We start from the raw sequence: 16,528 nt of genomic DNA on the forward strand, positions 1-16,528 counted from the left end.
AAAGCGCAGCGTGCCCGATACAGCCAAGGCGGTGCAAACGTAAGCCGGCATGGATGGCCGGCATTGAGCAACATCAAGCAGCCAGCATCGACCCGGCGTGCAGGACTTTCAGCGCACACCCATCTCGTCCAGCCAGCCAGGCACGCCCAGCGCATGGGCGGCCCGCACCAGGCTCGCTTGTTCTTTCGCGCTGGCATGCCGCAATTCGGCCGCGACCGATTCCAGTGCGGCAATATCGGCATCAGGATCGCCTTCGTCCTGGCCTTCGATGTAAGTGGTGGCAAGTATCAGTGCGCGGGCCAGGGTATCTATATGCTGCTCCAGTAGTGGTTTAACAATGAGGGGTCAATCGGTGGCACGCCGCAGCGCCGTATCTCCATGCAAGGCCAGCGGCACGGCCCTGGCCCAGCGGTTCGAGGACAGCGAAAACGTCAACGCGCGCACCTGATGGTACCAGCCGGCGGGCACGTACAGCATGTCGCCCGGCTCGACGATGCATTCGATCATGGTGGCCTGGCTTGCCAGAGGGAAGCGCTGGAAATCAGGCGCTTCCGGGTCGAAGGGCGAACCGAACAGGATGGCGTTCGCTTCGCTGGGATACAGGAAGGCGTCGTGGTGCGGCGGCGCCAGGAAAATGCGCTTGCGGCCCCACACTTGCGCGAAAATATTATCGTCGTAATCGCAATGCAGGGGCGTCACCGTGCCGGCCGGCCCCACCCAGAAGCGCGGCGGGCCCATCTTGTCGAAATACGTGGGCCAGTGGCACAGGCGGTTCAGCTCGCGCAATTCCAAGTTGCCCAGGTACGGCGGCAACGCGTGCGCCCCTTCTTCCACCAGGTCCAGATATTGCCCCATCGACATGTCCTGCATGGCGCGGTCGGCCGCGAACGCCGTGTTGATATAGTCACCCACCCGCGCCCGCACGGGCACGTGGCTGAACTGTTCGCGCAAGACCTCTGGCACCAATGCCGACAAAGGCCAGCGCCGCACCAGCCCGCGCATCAGGAAGGGCAAGCCCAGCGCGGCGCGCGCGCGGAAGGCGGCGGCGTCCAGCATGGCCAGGCGCGGCACTTCGGTAATGGCGGGCAAGTCCCGCGCCGCCCGCTTGATGGCCTCGCGCATGGCGTCGATGGACGTGACGCCGCGCACCTGCGCATCCTTGTCTTCGCGCGCCAGCTTGCGTGCCAGGGCCGCTTCGGGCGAGCTGAATTCGGCTGGCGGCCGGGGCGGCAGCGCGCGCGGCGCGATGGGGGCAGCCGCAAGCGGGAGCGGCACTTCTTTTTCTACGGACATAAACCTTCTTTGCGATCAAGGCGTCACATGGCATGGCATGGCATGGCGCGACAGTGCGCCATTTTAAGCCAGCAAGGCCCGCATGACATATTCCCCCGACGTATCGACACCTGACAAAACCGTCGCGAGCGGAAGGTAGAGGTGGCTAAGAAGCGCAACCGTGCTGAAGCACGGTGAGCATCGCAGGCTACCTATACCGACGCGCAGCAGCTTAGGCCAGGCGTCCTCAGACAGGTGTTTTGAAGATCGGATCGACGATAAACTGCTGCGCCTTGATGCGCAAGGTGCGCTCTTCGTCCAGCTCGGCGCGCGTTTCGCCCAGCTCTTCGCGTTCCGCTTCCAGTTCCAGGCGCGCGGCCGCCAGTTCCGTTTCCACGCGCGTCAGGCTTTCCAGCTTCAGCTGGGCCTGGATCAGTTCCGCGCGCGCCGCTTCGGCGGCCTCTTCCAGGCGCGGGATGCCTTCGAGCTTGAACTGTGCCTTGGCCAGGTCCATGCGCGCCTGCTCGGCCGCCTCTTCCAGGCGCGGCAAGCCTTCCAGGCGCAGCTGCGCCTTGGCCAGGTCCGTTCTAGCCTGATTCGCCACCTGCCGCTCACGTTCGAGTTCCTCGCGCAAGGTTTCCAGCTCGCCCGCCTGCAAGTCGAGCAACTCTTGCTGGCGCTCGTTCTCGCTGGCCAGGTCCATCAATTCCTGTTGATTGTCGTTCATCTCGGCTTCATGCGCGCTGTGGCTGGCGCTTAATTCCTGCCCTACATAATCGAGGATGGCTTGCTGCAGCACGGGCGACAGTTCGGCGGCGGCGGCGATCTGGCGCTGCGCACCGGCCTTGCGGCGCTGCAAGAGCTTGCTGATGGTGCCCAGGCAGGCGCCGTTACCCAGCCGTTCGCGCAAGGCGCGCACCGTAATGGCCTGGCCTTCGCCCGCCATCGCTTCCATTGCCGCATTGATCTGTTCCGCGCTTACTTTTGCCATGTCGTCTGCTCTTGAATGTTGCCCAGGGCAATCTTGCCCAGGGGCATTATCTTATGCCAGCGGCGGCAAAGCGTAAAGTATTTCTCAATAGTAATTGCAATTGCACAACGGAAGCGCGAGAAAACATGCGGCCTGGCGTGTTTTACTCTTCCAGCAAGCCGTTTTCCGTGAGCATATCCTGTACCAGTTCCAGGCGCAGCACGGGATTGTCCTGACTCAGCAGCAATTGCTTTTGCATGGCACTCAGGGACAGCAGCTCGCACCAGCGGTTCGCCACCCAGCCGCACTCGTCGAGGCGGTACGGCGGCTGCAGGGGCATTTGATCGGGCGGAATCTTTTGCTCCTGCAAGGTGCGGATCAGGGCACCCAGTGCGTCGGCCACGTTCTGCTGCTCCTGGGGGATGGGAATGGTTTTATCGGGCGGCAAGGTTTCGACCTGCGCCATCCACAAGCCGTTTTTCAGCTGTTCGCTGGAGACGATGTGAAAGCGCTGCATGCCCATGCATTTGATTTGCAGCAAGCCCGACAAGGGCGCGGCCCAGTCGATGACGCGCGCCAGGGTGCCCACGGGCGCCAGGGTTTCCAGCTGGCCCGGCTTGCGCACTTCCGCGCCGTCCAGCAGCTGCACCACGCCGAACGGCTGCTCTCCCATGATGCACTGACGTATCATGTCCAGGTAGCGCACCTCGAAGATCTGCAGGGGCAGATAGCCATCGGGATACAGCACCGTATTGAGCGGGAACAAAGGTATCGAGGTCATGGCGCATGATGGCACGAATGCGATATCCGTGCTGCGCGCCTTGTGCGTCCTTTACTTATAAAAACGGCGCTTTTTCGCCCGCTCCGCCGCCTTCGGCGCCAGCACTTTCACGATCTTTTTCTGAATCGTGCCGCCGGCGGACGTGCCCGGCACGCGGTGTTCCGCCTCGAAACCGGGCTCCTCGTTGCGTTTCAAGGTTTGCCGCGTCAGCGCTTCCACGGCCGACAGCAATTCGACTTCATCGGCGCAGACGAGGGAAATGGCCTCTCCCGAAGCGCCCGCGCGGCCCGTGCGGCCGATGCGGTGGATATAGTCTTCCGCCACCGTCGGCAAGTCGAAATTGACGACGACGGGCAATTGATCGATGTCCAAGCCACGGGCGGCCACGTCGGTGGCCACCAGCACCTGCACTTCCGCCGATTTGAAACGCGCCAGCGCGCGCAAGCGGTTCGGCTGCGTCTTGTCGCCGTGGATGGAATCGGCGCGCACGCCCTGCTCCAGCAAGGTATTCACCAGCAGCTCGACGCCCTTGCGCGTCTTGACGAAGACGAGGACCTGGCCCCAGCGCTTTTTCTTCAGCAGGTGCAAGAACAGTTCCGGCTTGCGTTTCTTGTCGCACACGATCACCGACTGCTTGACGGCTTTCACCGTGCTGTTGCGCGCGCTCACTTCCACCGACACGGGGTCCTTCAGCATGGTTTTCGCCATGGCGCGGATGGCGTCCGAGAAGGTGGCCGAGAACAGCAGGGTCTGGCGCTGCTTGGGCATCGTCATCAGCAAAATATCGAGTTCGCGCTCGAAGCCGAGGTCCAGCATGCGGTCCGCCTCGTCCAGCACCAGCGTCTGCACTTGCTCGAACTTGACGGCGCCCTGCGTCTGCAAGTCCAGCAAACGGCCCGGCGTGGCCACCAGCACGTCGAGGCCCTTGCGCAGCTTGCTGATCTGCGGCTCGATGGGCACGCCGCCATAGGCGACAAAGCTGCGCAGCGGCAAGTTGCCGCCATAGCTGCGGAAGCTGGCATAGACTTGCTCGGCCAGCTCGCGCGTGGGCACCAGCACCAGCACGCGCACGCATTGCGGCGCCACCACGCCTTCCAGGGTCAGGCGCTGCAGCAGCGGCACGGCAAAGCCGGCCGTCTTGCCCGTGCCCGTCTGGGCGGCGGCCATCAGGTCGCGCCCGGCCAGCACGGCCGGGATTGCCTGTGCCTGCACGGGTGTGGGCTTGGCATAGCCAAGCTCATCGAGTTTGCGGGCCAGGGGATCGATCAGGCCGAGGGAGGAAAACGTCATGGGGAAAGCAATCTTGGCAAATGAAAAGGCGGCGCGCACGGGCTGGCCGCGCGCGCAATTGCCGAGATTATAGGCCAGCGGGGATGCCGGCCGGGGTTTTCAGCGCGAGAACATCGCCATCAGAACTTCATTTCCAGGGTGGCGCGCGCCTGCGGCGAACTCGGCGAAATGCTGTTGCGCACGATCGTGCCGCTGGCATCCGTATAGATGGTGTCGCTTTCGAAGTCTTGCGCCAGCAGGTTCGACACGGCCAAGCGCAGCTGGTTCTTCGCATCGAATTTCCACAACGCATAAATGTCGAGGTCGCGCCGCGGCGACGTGTAGGCGCTCTGGCGCTCGGTGATGCGCACGGGGCCGCCGTTGCGGAAGTTGAAGCTGCCGCCCGTGGTCAAGACACCGTCCGGCGTCTTGTAGTCGAGACCGACATTGCCGCTGACGGGCGTTTGCTGGTCGAGCCGGTTGTTTGGCCCCGGCACCCGCTCCACTTGCGACCAGTTGCGGCTGACGCTGGCGCGCAGGTCGATGGCCGGCACGGGCGCGGCCATCACGACGCGCAGCGGGAACTTCGCTTCCAGTTCCAGTGTCTGCGTATTTGCGCGGCCATCGTTGACGGGCGTGGAGACCCAGCGATCATTGATAAACAACAAACCCTGGCGCGTATAACCATCGATGCGGCGGGCCGAGGCGCGCGCGCTGAGCAAGGCGCCTTCGGCCCAGTAGTGCTCGTACGAGGCGTCGATGCCCAGCGCCAGCTCCGGTTTCAGGTAAGGATTGCCTTCGCGGTCAGGGTCCGTCTGGCTGTTATTCGTCGAGGTATTGCGGCGCGGAATCAGGCTCGCCGTCGGCTGCGCCTTGTAGGTGCGCGTCAGGGCCAGGCGCACCTGGTCGCCCTTGGTATCGGGCAACTTCCACAGGGTTTGCAGCAGCGGGCTCCACACGCTGGTGCGCTGGTTCACTTCGTCGTAGGTATCGCCCGCGCTGCGCGTATCGATGCCTTCCCAGCGCACGCCCGCGTACATGGACCAGCGCGGCGTGATTTCCCATTCATCCTGCAAGTACAGCGCCAGGCGCTTGATGGTGGCGTCGAAACCCTCGTCGCTGTTGACGGGCGGACGCACGCCCAGCGCCGCTTCGCGCTGCCGGCGCGTTTCATCGCGCTCCGTGTAGGCGCCATCCCAGCCCATCGACAAGGCATGGCCGGGCAGCAAGGGCGAGGAATACTTGCCGGTGGAACTGACGCCGTTTTCCGTCGCCTTCACGCCCACCTTGCGCTCGAGCGCCAGGCCGCCGCCGTCGATAAAGCCCTGCTGCAGGCTGTCGGACGTATTGCGGGCGGCCGAGGCGCCGATCTTCAGTTCCAGTTTGGCGCCGCCGGCCAGCTTGTGCATCCACGTCAGGTCGCTGCGGCCGAAGGCGTTGTGGTTGCTGGAAGTACCCGTGTTGGCGTCGTAGTCGGGGCGCACGCCCAGTTCTGTTTCCGCGCGGCTGAAATTGCGGTGATTCGAGCGTCCGCCGTTGAAAAAGAATTGCGCCGTCACGTTGTCGCCGTTGGCCAGCACCCAGTTCAGGCGCGGCGACAGATTGATGCCTTCCGGGCGGCCATCGCCCGTGCCATTCGTGCGGCGCAGCAGGTTTTGCCGGCCGTCGGGCGCGTAGCCCAGTTCCAGGCCGGGATTGTCGTAATGGTAGTCGTAGCGGTACAGCGAACCGGCCAGCGAGTATGAAAAATTGCCGTCGCGGTCAGACAGTTGCAGATTTACGCTGGGCGAAAAGCTCACGTCGCTGCCCTGCACACCCAGCTTGAGTTCGCGCTGCGCCGTCTTCACGGCTTTCTTGAGCACCACATTGATGGTGCCGGCGATCGACTGCGTGCTGTATTCGGCGCTGGCCGCATGCAAAATCTCGATGCGCTCGATCACGTCGGGCGACAGGGTGTCGAGTGAAAAACCGGCCGGCGCCCGTTCGCCGTTGAGCAATATCTGCGTATAGCCGCTGCCCAGCCCGCGCATGCGGATTTCGCCACCCGAGCGCCCGGCCGCGCCGGACACGGTAATGCCGGGCAAGCGTTTGAGCACGTCGGTGACGTTCGTGTCGCCATACTTGAGGATTTCCTCGCTGCCCACGATCATCTTGCTGGCGGTATCGTCGCGGCGCGGATCGTAGCCGCTGCCCTTGACTTCGACGGTTTGCATGGGATTTTCAGCCTTTTCGGCCTTCAACGGCACGGCGGCGGTATCGACGGCCGGCGTTTCGGATTGCTGGGCATGGGCATTCCATGCAAGTAAAACGGCGGAACAAAGGACGGTGAGGCGGAGGCAACGGCGTGGCATCATGACCTGACTGAAAAAAGTTGGCTGAATAAAAATGGCTGAAAGCTAAAAAACAGGCCGCCGTATTGTGCTGTAATTTTTTCTGACTGGCACAGTTTCCCGAAAATATTTCCTATAGCAAATTAAATTCGGCGGCAGGCTGCGATACGCCCCCTTGCATACGGCGCATATCATTGCGCGCCACATCGCCGCTATAATGCGTTTTCACATTGTTCCCATCACCCCGTCAAAGGCTTCCCATCGTGTCTGACCGTCTTGCCGTCCTGCCTCAATATCTGCTTCCAAAAGGAGCGTTGACCAACTTTGCCGGCCGGATCGCCGGCGCCAAAGGCGGCGCCATGACCACGCGTTTGATCCGCTGGTTCGTCGGCCGTTACAACGTCAACATGGATGAGGCGCTGGACCCGGACATCACGCACTACACGAGCTTCAACGACTTTTTCACGCGCGCGCTGCGCCCCGATGCCCGTCCGCTGGCCAAGGCCGACTACATCTGCCCCGTCGATGGCCGCATCAGCCAGTTCGGCAAGATCGACAAGGACCAGATCTTCCAGGCCAAGGGGCACAACTTCAGCACCACAGCCCTGGTGGGCGGCGACGCGGCCCTGGCGGCCCAGTTCGAACATGGCAGCTTCGCCAACCTGTACCTGAGCCCGCGCGACTACCACCGCATCCACATGCCGTGCGACGGCCGTTTGACGCGCATGATTTATGTGCCAGGTGAATTGTTCTCCGTCAACCCGACGACGGCGCGCGGCATTCCCGGCCTGTTTGCCCGCAACGAGCGCGTCGTCTGCGTGTTCGACACGGCCAACGGCCCCTTCGTCATGACCCTGGTGGGCGCCACCATCGTCGGCAGCATGGCCACCGTCTGGCACGGCGTCGTCAACCCGCCCCGCACGGGCGAGATCCGCGACTGGAGCTACGCGAACGACAATGTGGTGCTGAAACAGGGCGAAGAGCTGGGCCGCTTCCTGCTCGGTTCCACCGTCGTGATGCTGTTCCCGAAAGACACCGTGCAATTCAACGCCAACTGGCAACCGGCCGGCCCCGTGCAGCTGGGCGAAGTCATGGGCAACGTGCCCAGCTAAGCCAACAGGATGCGCGCCTACACGGGCGCGTCCGTGCGATACATCTCTTCCATCAAGTCCAGAAACGCCCGCGTCTTGGCCGGCATCAGGCGCCGGCCGGGAAACACGGCCCAGCCCGTGACCAGCGGGAAACTCCACTCCGGCAACACGCGCACCAGCTCCCCCGTCGCCACATAGGCCTTGGCGAAGCGGTCCGTGCTGGCCGCGATGCCCACGCCCGTGCAGGCCATGCGCACCAGCAATTCCGGCGAGTTTGCCAGCAGGCGCACGGGCAAGTCGCGCTCCCATGTCGTCTTGCCGCGGATCAAAGTCCAGTGCACGAGGCCATGCACGGCACGCGGCAAGCTGAGCAGATCGTGGCCATACAGGTCGTCGGGATGCTCGGGCAAGCCGTGCACGCTCGTGTATTGCGGCGAGGCGTACAGCGCCAGGGTGCTGAAGGCCACGCGGCGCGCGGCCAGGCTGGCGTCGTCGGGCAAGTTGCCCATGCGGATGGCCAGGTCGAAATTTTCTTCCAATAAATCCACGCGGCGCGCCGACAAGTCGAGTTCCAGCGAAATGGCCGGATAGCGGCGCACGAATTCGGCCAGCACCTGGCGCATCAGCGCGTCGCCAAAGTCCGCCGGCATGGAAATGCGCAGCAAGCCGCTGGGCCCCGCCTGCCGGTGCTGGGCCAGCGCGCCGGCCGCCTCCGTTTCCTCGACCACCTTGCGCGCATGCTCGAGCAGGCTGGCGCCAAATTCCGTCAGCGCCAGCTTGCGCGTGGTGCGCAGCAGCAGCCGCTCGCCCAGTTTCGCTTCCAGCTGCGAGATGCGGCGCGACAGGGTTGACTTGGGCAAGTCCACGCGCACGGCAGCGCGCGAAAAACTGCCGCACTCGACGACGCGGGCGAACAGCAATAAATCTCCGGGATCGATATCCATAGTTTTGATTGTTCCATTGGTGGATTAATGATATCCATTTTAACGGCTTCCGGATGGTTTTTGGAATTGCTATAGTTCATCCATCGCAAGACACCTCACAACGGAGAAAACAAGATGAACATCCTGCAAATCAATTCCAGCGCCCGCAGCACCGGCTCCGCCTCGACCCGCCTGGCTGACGCCATCGTTGCCCGCGTACAAGCCGCCAATCCTGGCGCCGCCCTGGTCCGCCGCGACCTGGCTGCCCAACCGCACCCTGTGCTCGACGAGCCGACCCTGCAAGCGCTGTTCACGCCGGCCGACAAGCGCACGCCGGAACAGGCGGCCCGCATCGCCCTGGACGACGCGCTGATTGCGCAAGTGCAGGCAGCTGACGTCATCGTCATCGGCGCGCCGATGTACAACTTCGGCATCACCGTGCAACTGAAAAGCTGGTTCGACGCGATTGCCCGCGCCAACGTCACCTTCAAGTACACGGAAAACGGCCCGGTTGGCCTCTTGACCGGCAAGAAAGTCTACGTGGGCCTGTCCCGCGGCGGCTTGCACCGCGACAGCGCCAACGATAGCCAGGTGCCTTACCTGAACACCATGTTCGGCTTCCTGGGCCTGAGCGACGTGCAGTACGTGTATTCGGAAGGCATGGGCATGGGCCCGGAAGCCGTGGCCAAGGCGCAAGCGCAAGCGGACGCCGAGATCAACGCGATCCTGGTGTAATTCCCAGCAGTGAAAGGGACGGCGCACTGGCGCCGTCCCGGCCTAGAGGAGAGAACAATGAGCGACACCACCACCGTCAACAAGCCACGCGCCGTCGAGCGCGTGATCGCCGGCCAGGCCGTCATGGATGGCGCCGGTGTGAAGATCAACCGCGTGCTGACGCAGCAGCTGCAGCGCCGTCTCGACCCGTTTTTGATGCTCGACAACTTTGCCAGCGACAAGCCGAACGACTATATCGCCGGCTTCCCCGAGCATCCGCACCGGGGTTTCGAGACGGTCTCGTACATGATCACGGGGCGCATGCGCCACAAGGACAGCGCGGGCCACGAAGGCTTGCTGACGTCGGGCGGCGTGCAATGGATGACGGCTGGCAGCGGCGTGATCCATTCGGAAATGCCGGAGCAGGAAGAAGGCGTGATGGAAGGTTTTCAGCTGTGGCTGAACCTGCCCGCGCGCGACAAGATGCGCACGCCGTGGTACCGCGATTTCACGAGCAGCGAAATCCCCCGCTACACGACGGACGCAGGCGTGGCCGTGCAAGTGATCGCCGGGACCAGCCATGGCGTGACGGGCGCCGTGCAGCGCGAGCTGACGGAACCGCTGTACCTCGATATCGACTTGCCTGCCGGCAGCAGCTTCGAGCAGCCCTTGCCACCAGGCCATAACGCTTTCCTGTACACGTTCCGTGGCGAAGTGCGGGTCGATGGCAAGGCCGTACCCGCCCTGCGCATGGCGATCTTCGCCAATACGCCGGGCAGCGACGGCGTGCGCATCGAAGCACCGGAAGGCGGCCGCGTGATCCTCGTCGTCGGCCAGCCCTTGAACGAGCCCATCGCGCAGTATGGCCCGTTTGTCATGAATACCCAGGCGGAAGTATTCCAGGCCGTACAGGATTTCCGCGAAGGCAAGTTTGGCGAGACGGCTGCGCAGTAAATGATGTATCTCAGCAAAAACCTGCAGTGCCTTTAGGCCTGCAGGTTTTTTTACGTGCCGACTATGTTGTTGCTTTTCAATTACACTGGCGGCAAGTTCATTCCACAAAGTATTCCATGCAGCCGACGCACACCGAACACGACGCCACCCATTTGCACGCCCACCTGAAGGGCGACGCCAAGCACACCCACTCGTTCGAGGGCCGCAGCCAGAGCATCCTCGCGTGGGCGCTGGGCCTGACCCTGTCGTTTGCCGGCATCGAGGTGGCGGCCGGTTTCCTGTCCAATTCGCTGGCGCTGATTTCCGACGCGGGCCACATGGTCACTGACGCGGCCGCGCTGGGCCTGGCCCTGCTGGCGCAACTGATCGCGCGCCGCCCCCCGTCGCCGCGCCACTCGTTCGGCTTCGGCCGCGCCGAGGCGCTGGCCGCCTTCGTCAACGGCCTGGCCATGCTGTGCGTGGTGGGCTGGATCTGCTATGAAGCCGTGCTGCGCTTTTCCGCCCCGCAACCCGTCAAGGGCGGCATGGTCTTCATCGTCGCCTTCATCGGCCTGGCGATCAACGTAGTGGTGGCGTGGGTATTGTCGAAAGACAAGCAAAGCGTGAACACGCGCGCCGCCCTCGTGCACGTGATGGGCGATTTGCTCGGCTCGGTCGCCGCCATCGTCGCGGGCGCCGTGATTTACTTTACGGGCTGGATGCAGATCGACCCGCTGCTGTCCGTGCTGGTATCGCTGCTGATCCTGAAATCGACTTTCGGGGTATTGAAAGAGTCCTACCACTTCCTGATGGAAGGCGTGCCCCTGCACATCGACTACATCGAAGTGGGCACGGACGTGGAACAAGTGGACGGCGTGATTGCCGTGCACGATCTGCATGTGTGGGACATGTCGCCGGGCCAGCCGGCCCTGATCGGCCATGTGGAAATCGAGCACCTCGACCATTGGCCGAAGGTATTGCGCGCGATCAAGAAGATGTTGCTGGCCAAGCATGGCATCGACCATATTACTTTGCAGCCGGAGACGGCGGCGATGGCGGGGCTGCATCAGGGTGACAAAACGCATTAATTGAACCCAACGGCAAAGACCGGGGTCAGACCCGCCGGGTCTGACCCCGGCCTCTGCTCTCGGGGTAACTCCAACTAACTGCGCCGCGCTTCCAGGACCCCGCTGACATCCTTGATCACATTCAGCGCCTTCAACAACTGCGCCGTCGAACTGATCTCGGCCGTAAACGTCATGCGGGCCTGGCCCTTGGCGCTTTGGGTATTGACGCCGATCACGTTGATCTTTTCGCGTGAAAAGATTTCGGAAATGTCGCGCAGCAAACCCTGGCGGTCGCCTGCCAGAATAAAGATGTCGACCGGATACACGGTGTCGTGCCCGCCCGTGCTGCCCCATTCGGTAAAAATCACGCGCTCGGGCGATTTGGCGCGCATTTCCTCGAAGTTTTTACAGGTGGCGCGGTGGATGGAAACGCCCTTGCCGCGCGTCACAAAACCGACGATGCTGTCCGGCGGCGCCGGCTTGCAGCACTTGGCCAGCACCGTCATCAAGCCTTCCGTGCCGACCACCAGCACGCCGGACTTGGCGCCCTGCTCCACGCTGGAAGCGCGGCTTTTACCCACCAGCACGGCGTCTTCCGGCACCGCCACTTCGCCATTGTCGTGCAGCGCCTGCTCCACGTGGCGCAGGCTGAATTCATCCTTGCCCACCGACAGGAACAGCTCGTCGACCTTGGCAAAGCCCAGCTTTTGCGCCAGCGCCTCGAGGTTGACGGCCGTCTTGCCTTCGCGTTGCAGGGATTTTTCCACCAGCGCGCGGCCATGGGCCAGGGTTTCCTGCATGTCGATGGCGTGGAACCAGGCGCGGATCTTCGAGCGCGTGCGCGTGCTGACGGCGTAGCCGGCGCTGAGCCAGTCGCGCGACGGCCCGGCCGTGCCCGGCGCGCCCTTGGCCGTGATGATTTCGCAGGTCTGGCCATTCTTCAACTGCGTATTCAGGGGCACCATGATGCCGTCGACCTTGGCGCCGCGGCAGCGGTGGCCCACGTCCGTGTGCAGGTGATACGCAAAGTCGACGGGCGTGGCGCCCACGGGCAATTCCAGCACGCGCGCCTGCGGCGTCATGACGAAGATGCGGTCGTCCAGGGTGGCGGACTTGAGCTTTTCCACCCATTCGCGCTGGATTTCCTCCTGGCCCACGACGGCGTCGGCCACTTCCGTCTTCCAGGCCAGCAGCTGGCGCAGCCAGGCGATCTTTTCGTCGTACTTCTGGCCGGCAAAGTTCGAGCCGCCCTCTTCCTTGTAGCGCCAGTGCGCAGCCACGCCGTATTCGGCAAAGCTGTGCATTTCATTCGTGCGGATTTGCACTTCCAGCGGGCGGCCATCCTCGGCCGTCACCACCGTGTGCAGCGACTGGTAACCATTCGGTTTCGGGCGCGAAATGTAATCGTCGAATTCTTTCGGGATGGGAGTCCAGATATTGTGGACCACGCCCAGCACCGTGTAGCAAGTTTTCACGTCGGCAACGATGACGCGGAAGGCGCGCACGTCATACAGGGCCGTAAAGTCCAGTTCCTTGCCGCGCATCTTGTTCCAGATGCTGTAAATATGTTTCGGGCGGCCAAATACTTCCGCCTGGATACCGGCCGAAGCCAGTTCCGTCTGCAGGCGCAGAATCGCCGAGGACACGAAGCCCTCGCGCATCATGCGCTTTTCTTCCAGCATCTTGGCGATGCGTTTATACGCTTCCGGTTCGATGAAGCGGAACGACAAATCTTCCAGCTCCCACTTCAGTTGCCAGATGCCGAGGCGGTTGGCCAGCGGCGCGTACAAATCCAGCGTTTCCTTGCCGTATTCGCGCGTCATTTCGTTGAACAGCTTTAAATCGGCAAAGTAACGCAAGGTCGTCACGCAGGCGGCCAGACGCACCAGCACGACACGCATGTCGGACGCCATCGCCAGCAACATCTTGCGCAAGGTTTCCACCTGGGCCACGGCTTGCTGCGCCGCATTCTTGCCGCGCCCGGCAGCGCCGCCGTGCTGCGCCTGGGTCAGCGCACGCAAACGGATCAGCTGGCGCACGCCTGTCGCCAGGTCGCACACCTGCTTGCCGAAGCGCGGCTCGATGTCGGCCGCCGTGTCGGGTTCCAGCAGGGTCAGCTCGAACATCAGGCCGGCGATGCGCGTTTCCGCATCGCTGCGCAGGAACGCCAGGGTGGTGGCCACGCCGATGGCGAAGTCCAGCGCGGAGCGGCCGGCAAAGGTCTGCTTGTCGCCATACGCTGCGGTGGCATACGCGAGCGCGTCCAGCACGCGCGCGCAGTCCGGCGCACTCAAGCCCTCTACCAGTTGTTCCGAGGTGGCGCTATTCGGGGCCGAGATGGAAACCATGTGATACCTTATAAACTTAACAACTCAATAACTTAGCGCTCTGCAGCGATGATGACGATTTCTACCAAGCAAGCCGGATTGGCCAGTTTCGCTTCCACGGTGGCGCGCGGCGGCGTGTGGCCGGAAGCGACCCAGTCGTCCCACACTTCATTCATGCCGTCGAAATCCTTCATATCGGCAATGTAGATCTGGCACGACAGAATGCACGTCTTGTCGCTGCCCGCTTCCATCAGCAAACGGTCGACGTGGCCGAGCACTTCACGCGTCTGGCCGACGATGCCTTGCGTGGTGTCTTCCGCGATCTGTCCTGCCAGGTAGATGGTGTTGTTGTGTATCGCTACTTCAGAAAGGCGTTTGCCTACGTGCAGTCGTGTAATTTCCATGCTTCTTCTTTCGGTTGTTTCAAAATCGGTACAGCGGTATTGCTTGTTGCCTTCTTACTTGCCCAGCAAAAACTTGCGCGCGATGGCGATCTGGTCGTCGTGAACGAAAGTGGGCGCATGGCCCACGCCGGCGATTTCCACCAGTTCCGCTTTCGGGCCGCGGCCCAGCATGATCTGCGCCGTCTCGTGCGACAGCAGATCGGATTCCGACCCGCGCACCAGCAAGGTGGGGCAGCGCACGGCATCGTACGCGGCCCACAGCATGGCTTCGTCGCTGGCCGCCGACTCCGGCGTGGCCGAGCGGAACGGCATGGCCAGTCCCATATCATAGTGACGGCGCCAATGGCCATCCTTGTCCTGCCGCAACACATCGACTGCCAGTTTATGCCATTCCGCATCCGTGTGCGGGCCGAAGCTTGCGGACACGTCGCGCACAAATTTGGCGCCCTGCTCGAAGGTATCGAAACGCAAGTCCTGGCCGATGTAGTCGCCGATGCGCTGCAAGGCTTCCGGCGCCAGGGTCGGGCCGATATCGTTCAATACCAGCTTGCTGATCGGGCTGTGCGGCAACGAGGCCAGACCCAGGCCGATCAAGCCGCCCATCGAGGTGCCGAACCAGTCCACCGTCTGGCGCTCGCCATTGGCCAGCACGCGCGCCAGCAGGGTCACCATGTCGCTCACATATTGCGGCACGCGGTAGAACTGGGGATTGGTCAGCCAGCCCGAGCGCCCGCGTCCCACCACGTCGGGGCAGATCACGCGGTAATCGCTGGCCATGGCGCGCGCCAGGTTGTCGAAGTCGTCCGCCACGCGCGTCACGCCATGGGCGCAGACGAGCACGTTCGGATTGTCGGGCGCGCCCCACTCCTTGTACGACATGGTGTGCAGGCCTGCGGGGGAGATGCACTGGACGGATTTGATGCTCGCTTCGATCATTCGATTTCCTTATTCGATATAAAAAGAGCACCGCTTTCTGCCTGCCAAGGGATGTCCCGCGCGCGACGCTACGGCAGTGTAGCGCAGCGCGGGCAATGCTCCAAGCGCGCGGCTGAATTGCTGCGTCGCAGCATAGCACTGGCACATTCGCCATGGCGCAATACCCGATATAGCGAAACTGCATATCTGCGGTTATCCACAATTGAGCACGCCTGCCAATGGGCGGATGATTCGCAGCATCAACCCGCAAGAGGAGACCACTCGTGAAAAAACCATTCTATAAAATCCTGTACGTGCAGGTGCTGTTCGCCATCGTGGCTGGCGTGCTGCTGGGGGTGTTCTACCCATCGAACGCCGTCGACATGAAACCGCTGGGCGACGGCTTTATCAAACTGATCAAGATGATCATCGCCCCCGTGATCTTCTGTACCGTGGTCTCCGGCATCGCCGGCATGCAGGACGTCAAGAAAATCGGCCGCGTGGGCGGCAAGGCGCTGCTGTACTTCGAAGTGGTCTCCACCTTCGCGCTGGCCATTGGCTTGCTGGTTGCTAACATCCTGAAACCGGGCGCCGGCTTCAACGCCGATCCGGCCCACCTCGATGCCAAGTCGATCGCGCAATACACGCACGCCGAAGGCATGAGCACCGTCGACTTCCTGATGAATATCATCCCGAAGACCTTCGTCGATGCCTTCGCCAAGGGCGACATCCTGCAAGTGCTGTTGATCGCCATCCTGTTCGGCTTCTCGCTGTCCCTGCTGGGCGAGCGCGGCCGTCCCGTCACCAAGCTGATCGACGAACTGTCGCATGCCATCTTCGGCATGGTCAACATCATCATGAAAGTCGCTCCGATCGGCGCGTTCGGCGCGATGGCCTTTACCATCGGCAAATACGGCCTGGCGTCGCTGATCCCGCTGGCTAAACTGATGGGTTCGTTCTACCTGACCTGCTTCCTGTTCGTCTTCGTCGTGCTGGGTCTGATCGCCAAGTACACGGGCTTCTCCATCGGCCGCTTCTTGCTGTACATCAAGGAAGAATTGCTGATCGTGCTCGGTACCAGCTCGTCGGAATCGGCGCTGCCGGCCCTGATGAAGAAACTCGAGCGCCTGGGCTGCTCCAAGCCAGTCGTCGGCCTGGTCGTGCCGACCGGCTACTCGTTCAACCTGGACGGCACCAATATCTACATGACCATGGCCGCCCTGTTTGTTGCACAGGCAACCAACACGGAACTGACGATCTGGCAAGAGCTCACCATCCTGGGCGTGGCGATGCTGACGTCGAAAGGCGCGTCCGGCATCACGGGCGCCGGCTTCATCACCCTGGCCGCCACCCTGGCCGTGGTGCCAACGATTCCCGTGGCCGGCATGGCGCTGATCCTGGGTATCGACCGTTTCATGAGCGAATGCCGCGCGCTGACCAACTTCGTCGGTAACGGCGTGGCCACCATCGTCGTGTCGAAATGGGAAAAGGAACTGGACATGGACAAACTGCACAGCGAGCTGGCCCATCCC

At 62.7% G+C, this 16,528-nt stretch carries 15 protein-coding genes; 6 read left to right on the plus strand and 9 right to left on the minus strand.

Annotated elements, in window-relative coordinates:
• Positions 1-63: 63 nt before the first annotated feature.
• On the plus strand, positions 64-327 hold the full coding sequence (locus CSQ95_RS29325; protein WP_143450051.1) for a hypothetical protein: 264 nt from the start codon (positions 64-66) through the stop codon (positions 325-327).
• Positions 328-345: 18 nt separating this feature from the next.
• Here the strand turns inward: CSQ95_RS29325 and CSQ95_RS22610 are convergent, their stop codons facing one another.
• The 5 genes from CSQ95_RS22610 to CSQ95_RS22630 all read right to left on the minus strand — a co-directional run bounded on the left by CSQ95_RS22610 (position 346) and on the right by CSQ95_RS22630 (position 6,505).
• Positions 346-1,293, minus strand: coding sequence for a cupin-like domain-containing protein (locus CSQ95_RS22610; RefSeq protein ID WP_099411148.1), 948 nt, complete (start codon positions 1,291-1,293; stop codon positions 346-348).
• Positions 1,294-1,519: 226 nt separating this feature from the next.
• Positions 1,520-2,263 (minus strand): DNA-binding protein, encoded by a 744-nt coding sequence (locus tag CSQ95_RS22615; RefSeq protein WP_046684938.1) that lies wholly within the window; start codon positions 2,261-2,263, stop codon positions 1,520-1,522.
• A 142-nt stretch (positions 2,264-2,405) separates the two neighbouring features.
• The gene (locus tag CSQ95_RS22620) at positions 2,406-3,023 is read right to left on the minus strand and encodes an LON peptidase substrate-binding domain-containing protein (protein ID WP_070287945.1); all 618 of its coding nucleotides are present in this window, start codon (positions 3,021-3,023) and stop codon (positions 2,406-2,408) included.
• Between the two features lie 51 nt (positions 3,024-3,074).
• A complete protein-coding gene (locus CSQ95_RS22625) occupies positions 3,075-4,313 on the minus strand; it encodes a DEAD/DEAH box helicase (RefSeq protein ID WP_070221583.1) in 1,239 nt (412 codons plus the stop codon).
• A gap of 119 nt (positions 4,314-4,432) precedes the next feature.
• Positions 4,433-6,505, minus strand: a complete 2,073-nt coding sequence (locus tag CSQ95_RS22630; protein ID WP_257218186.1) for a TonB-dependent siderophore receptor — start codon at positions 6,503-6,505, stop codon at positions 4,433-4,435.
• A 380-nt stretch (positions 6,506-6,885) separates the two neighbouring features.
• Here CSQ95_RS22630 and asd point away from each other — a divergent pair, with 380 nt between their 5' ends.
• Positions 6,886-7,734 (plus strand): archaetidylserine decarboxylase, encoded by an 849-nt coding sequence (asd, locus tag CSQ95_RS22635; protein WP_070221551.1) that lies wholly within the window; start codon positions 6,886-6,888, stop codon positions 7,732-7,734.
• A 17-nt stretch (positions 7,735-7,751) separates the two neighbouring features.
• Here the strand turns inward: asd and CSQ95_RS22640 are convergent, their stop codons facing one another.
• Positions 7,752-8,657 carry a LysR family transcriptional regulator gene (locus tag CSQ95_RS22640; RefSeq protein ID WP_099411149.1) on the minus strand — a complete coding sequence of 302 codons (906 nt, stop codon included), beginning with the start codon at positions 8,655-8,657 and terminating at the stop codon, positions 7,752-7,754.
• A gap of 114 nt (positions 8,658-8,771) precedes the next feature.
• Here CSQ95_RS22640 and CSQ95_RS22645 point away from each other — a divergent pair, with 114 nt between their 5' ends.
• From CSQ95_RS22645 to CSQ95_RS22655, 3 genes are all read left to right on the plus strand, one after another.
• Positions 8,772-9,371, plus strand: coding sequence for an FMN-dependent NADH-azoreductase (locus CSQ95_RS22645; RefSeq protein WP_099411150.1), 600 nt, complete (start codon positions 8,772-8,774; stop codon positions 9,369-9,371).
• A 57-nt stretch (positions 9,372-9,428) separates the two neighbouring features.
• Entirely contained in the window at positions 9,429-10,304 is an 876-nt protein-coding gene (locus CSQ95_RS22650) for a pirin family protein (protein WP_099411151.1), read from the plus strand.
• Between the two features lie 116 nt (positions 10,305-10,420).
• Positions 10,421-11,371, plus strand: a complete 951-nt coding sequence (locus CSQ95_RS22655) for a cation diffusion facilitator family transporter (RefSeq protein ID WP_099411152.1) — start codon at positions 10,421-10,423, stop codon at positions 11,369-11,371.
• A gap of 74 nt (positions 11,372-11,445) precedes the next feature.
• Here CSQ95_RS22655 and CSQ95_RS22660 read toward each other — a convergent pair whose 3' ends face one another.
• Genes CSQ95_RS22660 through CSQ95_RS22670 form a run of 3 tightly spaced genes read right to left on the minus strand, consistent with a single transcriptional unit; the run spans position 11,446 to position 15,017 of the window.
• Positions 11,446-13,698 (minus strand): bifunctional (p)ppGpp synthetase/guanosine-3',5'-bis(diphosphate) 3'-pyrophosphohydrolase, encoded by a 2,253-nt coding sequence (locus CSQ95_RS22660; RefSeq protein WP_099411153.1) that lies wholly within the window; start codon positions 13,696-13,698, stop codon positions 11,446-11,448.
• Positions 13,699-13,730: 32 nt separating this feature from the next.
• Complete coding sequence (locus CSQ95_RS22665; RefSeq protein ID WP_070221557.1) at positions 13,731-14,081, minus strand: RidA family protein; 351 nt, start codon at positions 14,079-14,081, stop codon at positions 13,731-13,733.
• Positions 14,082-14,135: 54 nt separating this feature from the next.
• Positions 14,136-15,017, minus strand: coding sequence for an alpha/beta fold hydrolase (locus tag CSQ95_RS22670; RefSeq protein ID WP_099411154.1), 882 nt, complete (start codon positions 15,015-15,017; stop codon positions 14,136-14,138).
• A 263-nt stretch (positions 15,018-15,280) separates the two neighbouring features.
• On the opposite strand from CSQ95_RS22670, the gene CSQ95_RS22675 reads away from it, so the two are divergent.
• Positions 15,281-16,528, plus strand: a 1,248-nt coding sequence (locus tag CSQ95_RS22675; RefSeq protein ID WP_099411155.1) for a dicarboxylate/amino acid:cation symporter, incomplete at its 3' end; no start/stop codon positions are given.

Source organism: Janthinobacterium sp. BJB304 (genome assembly GCF_002735765.1).
Taxonomy (GTDB): domain Bacteria; phylum Pseudomonadota; class Gammaproteobacteria; order Burkholderiales; family Burkholderiaceae_D; genus Janthinobacterium.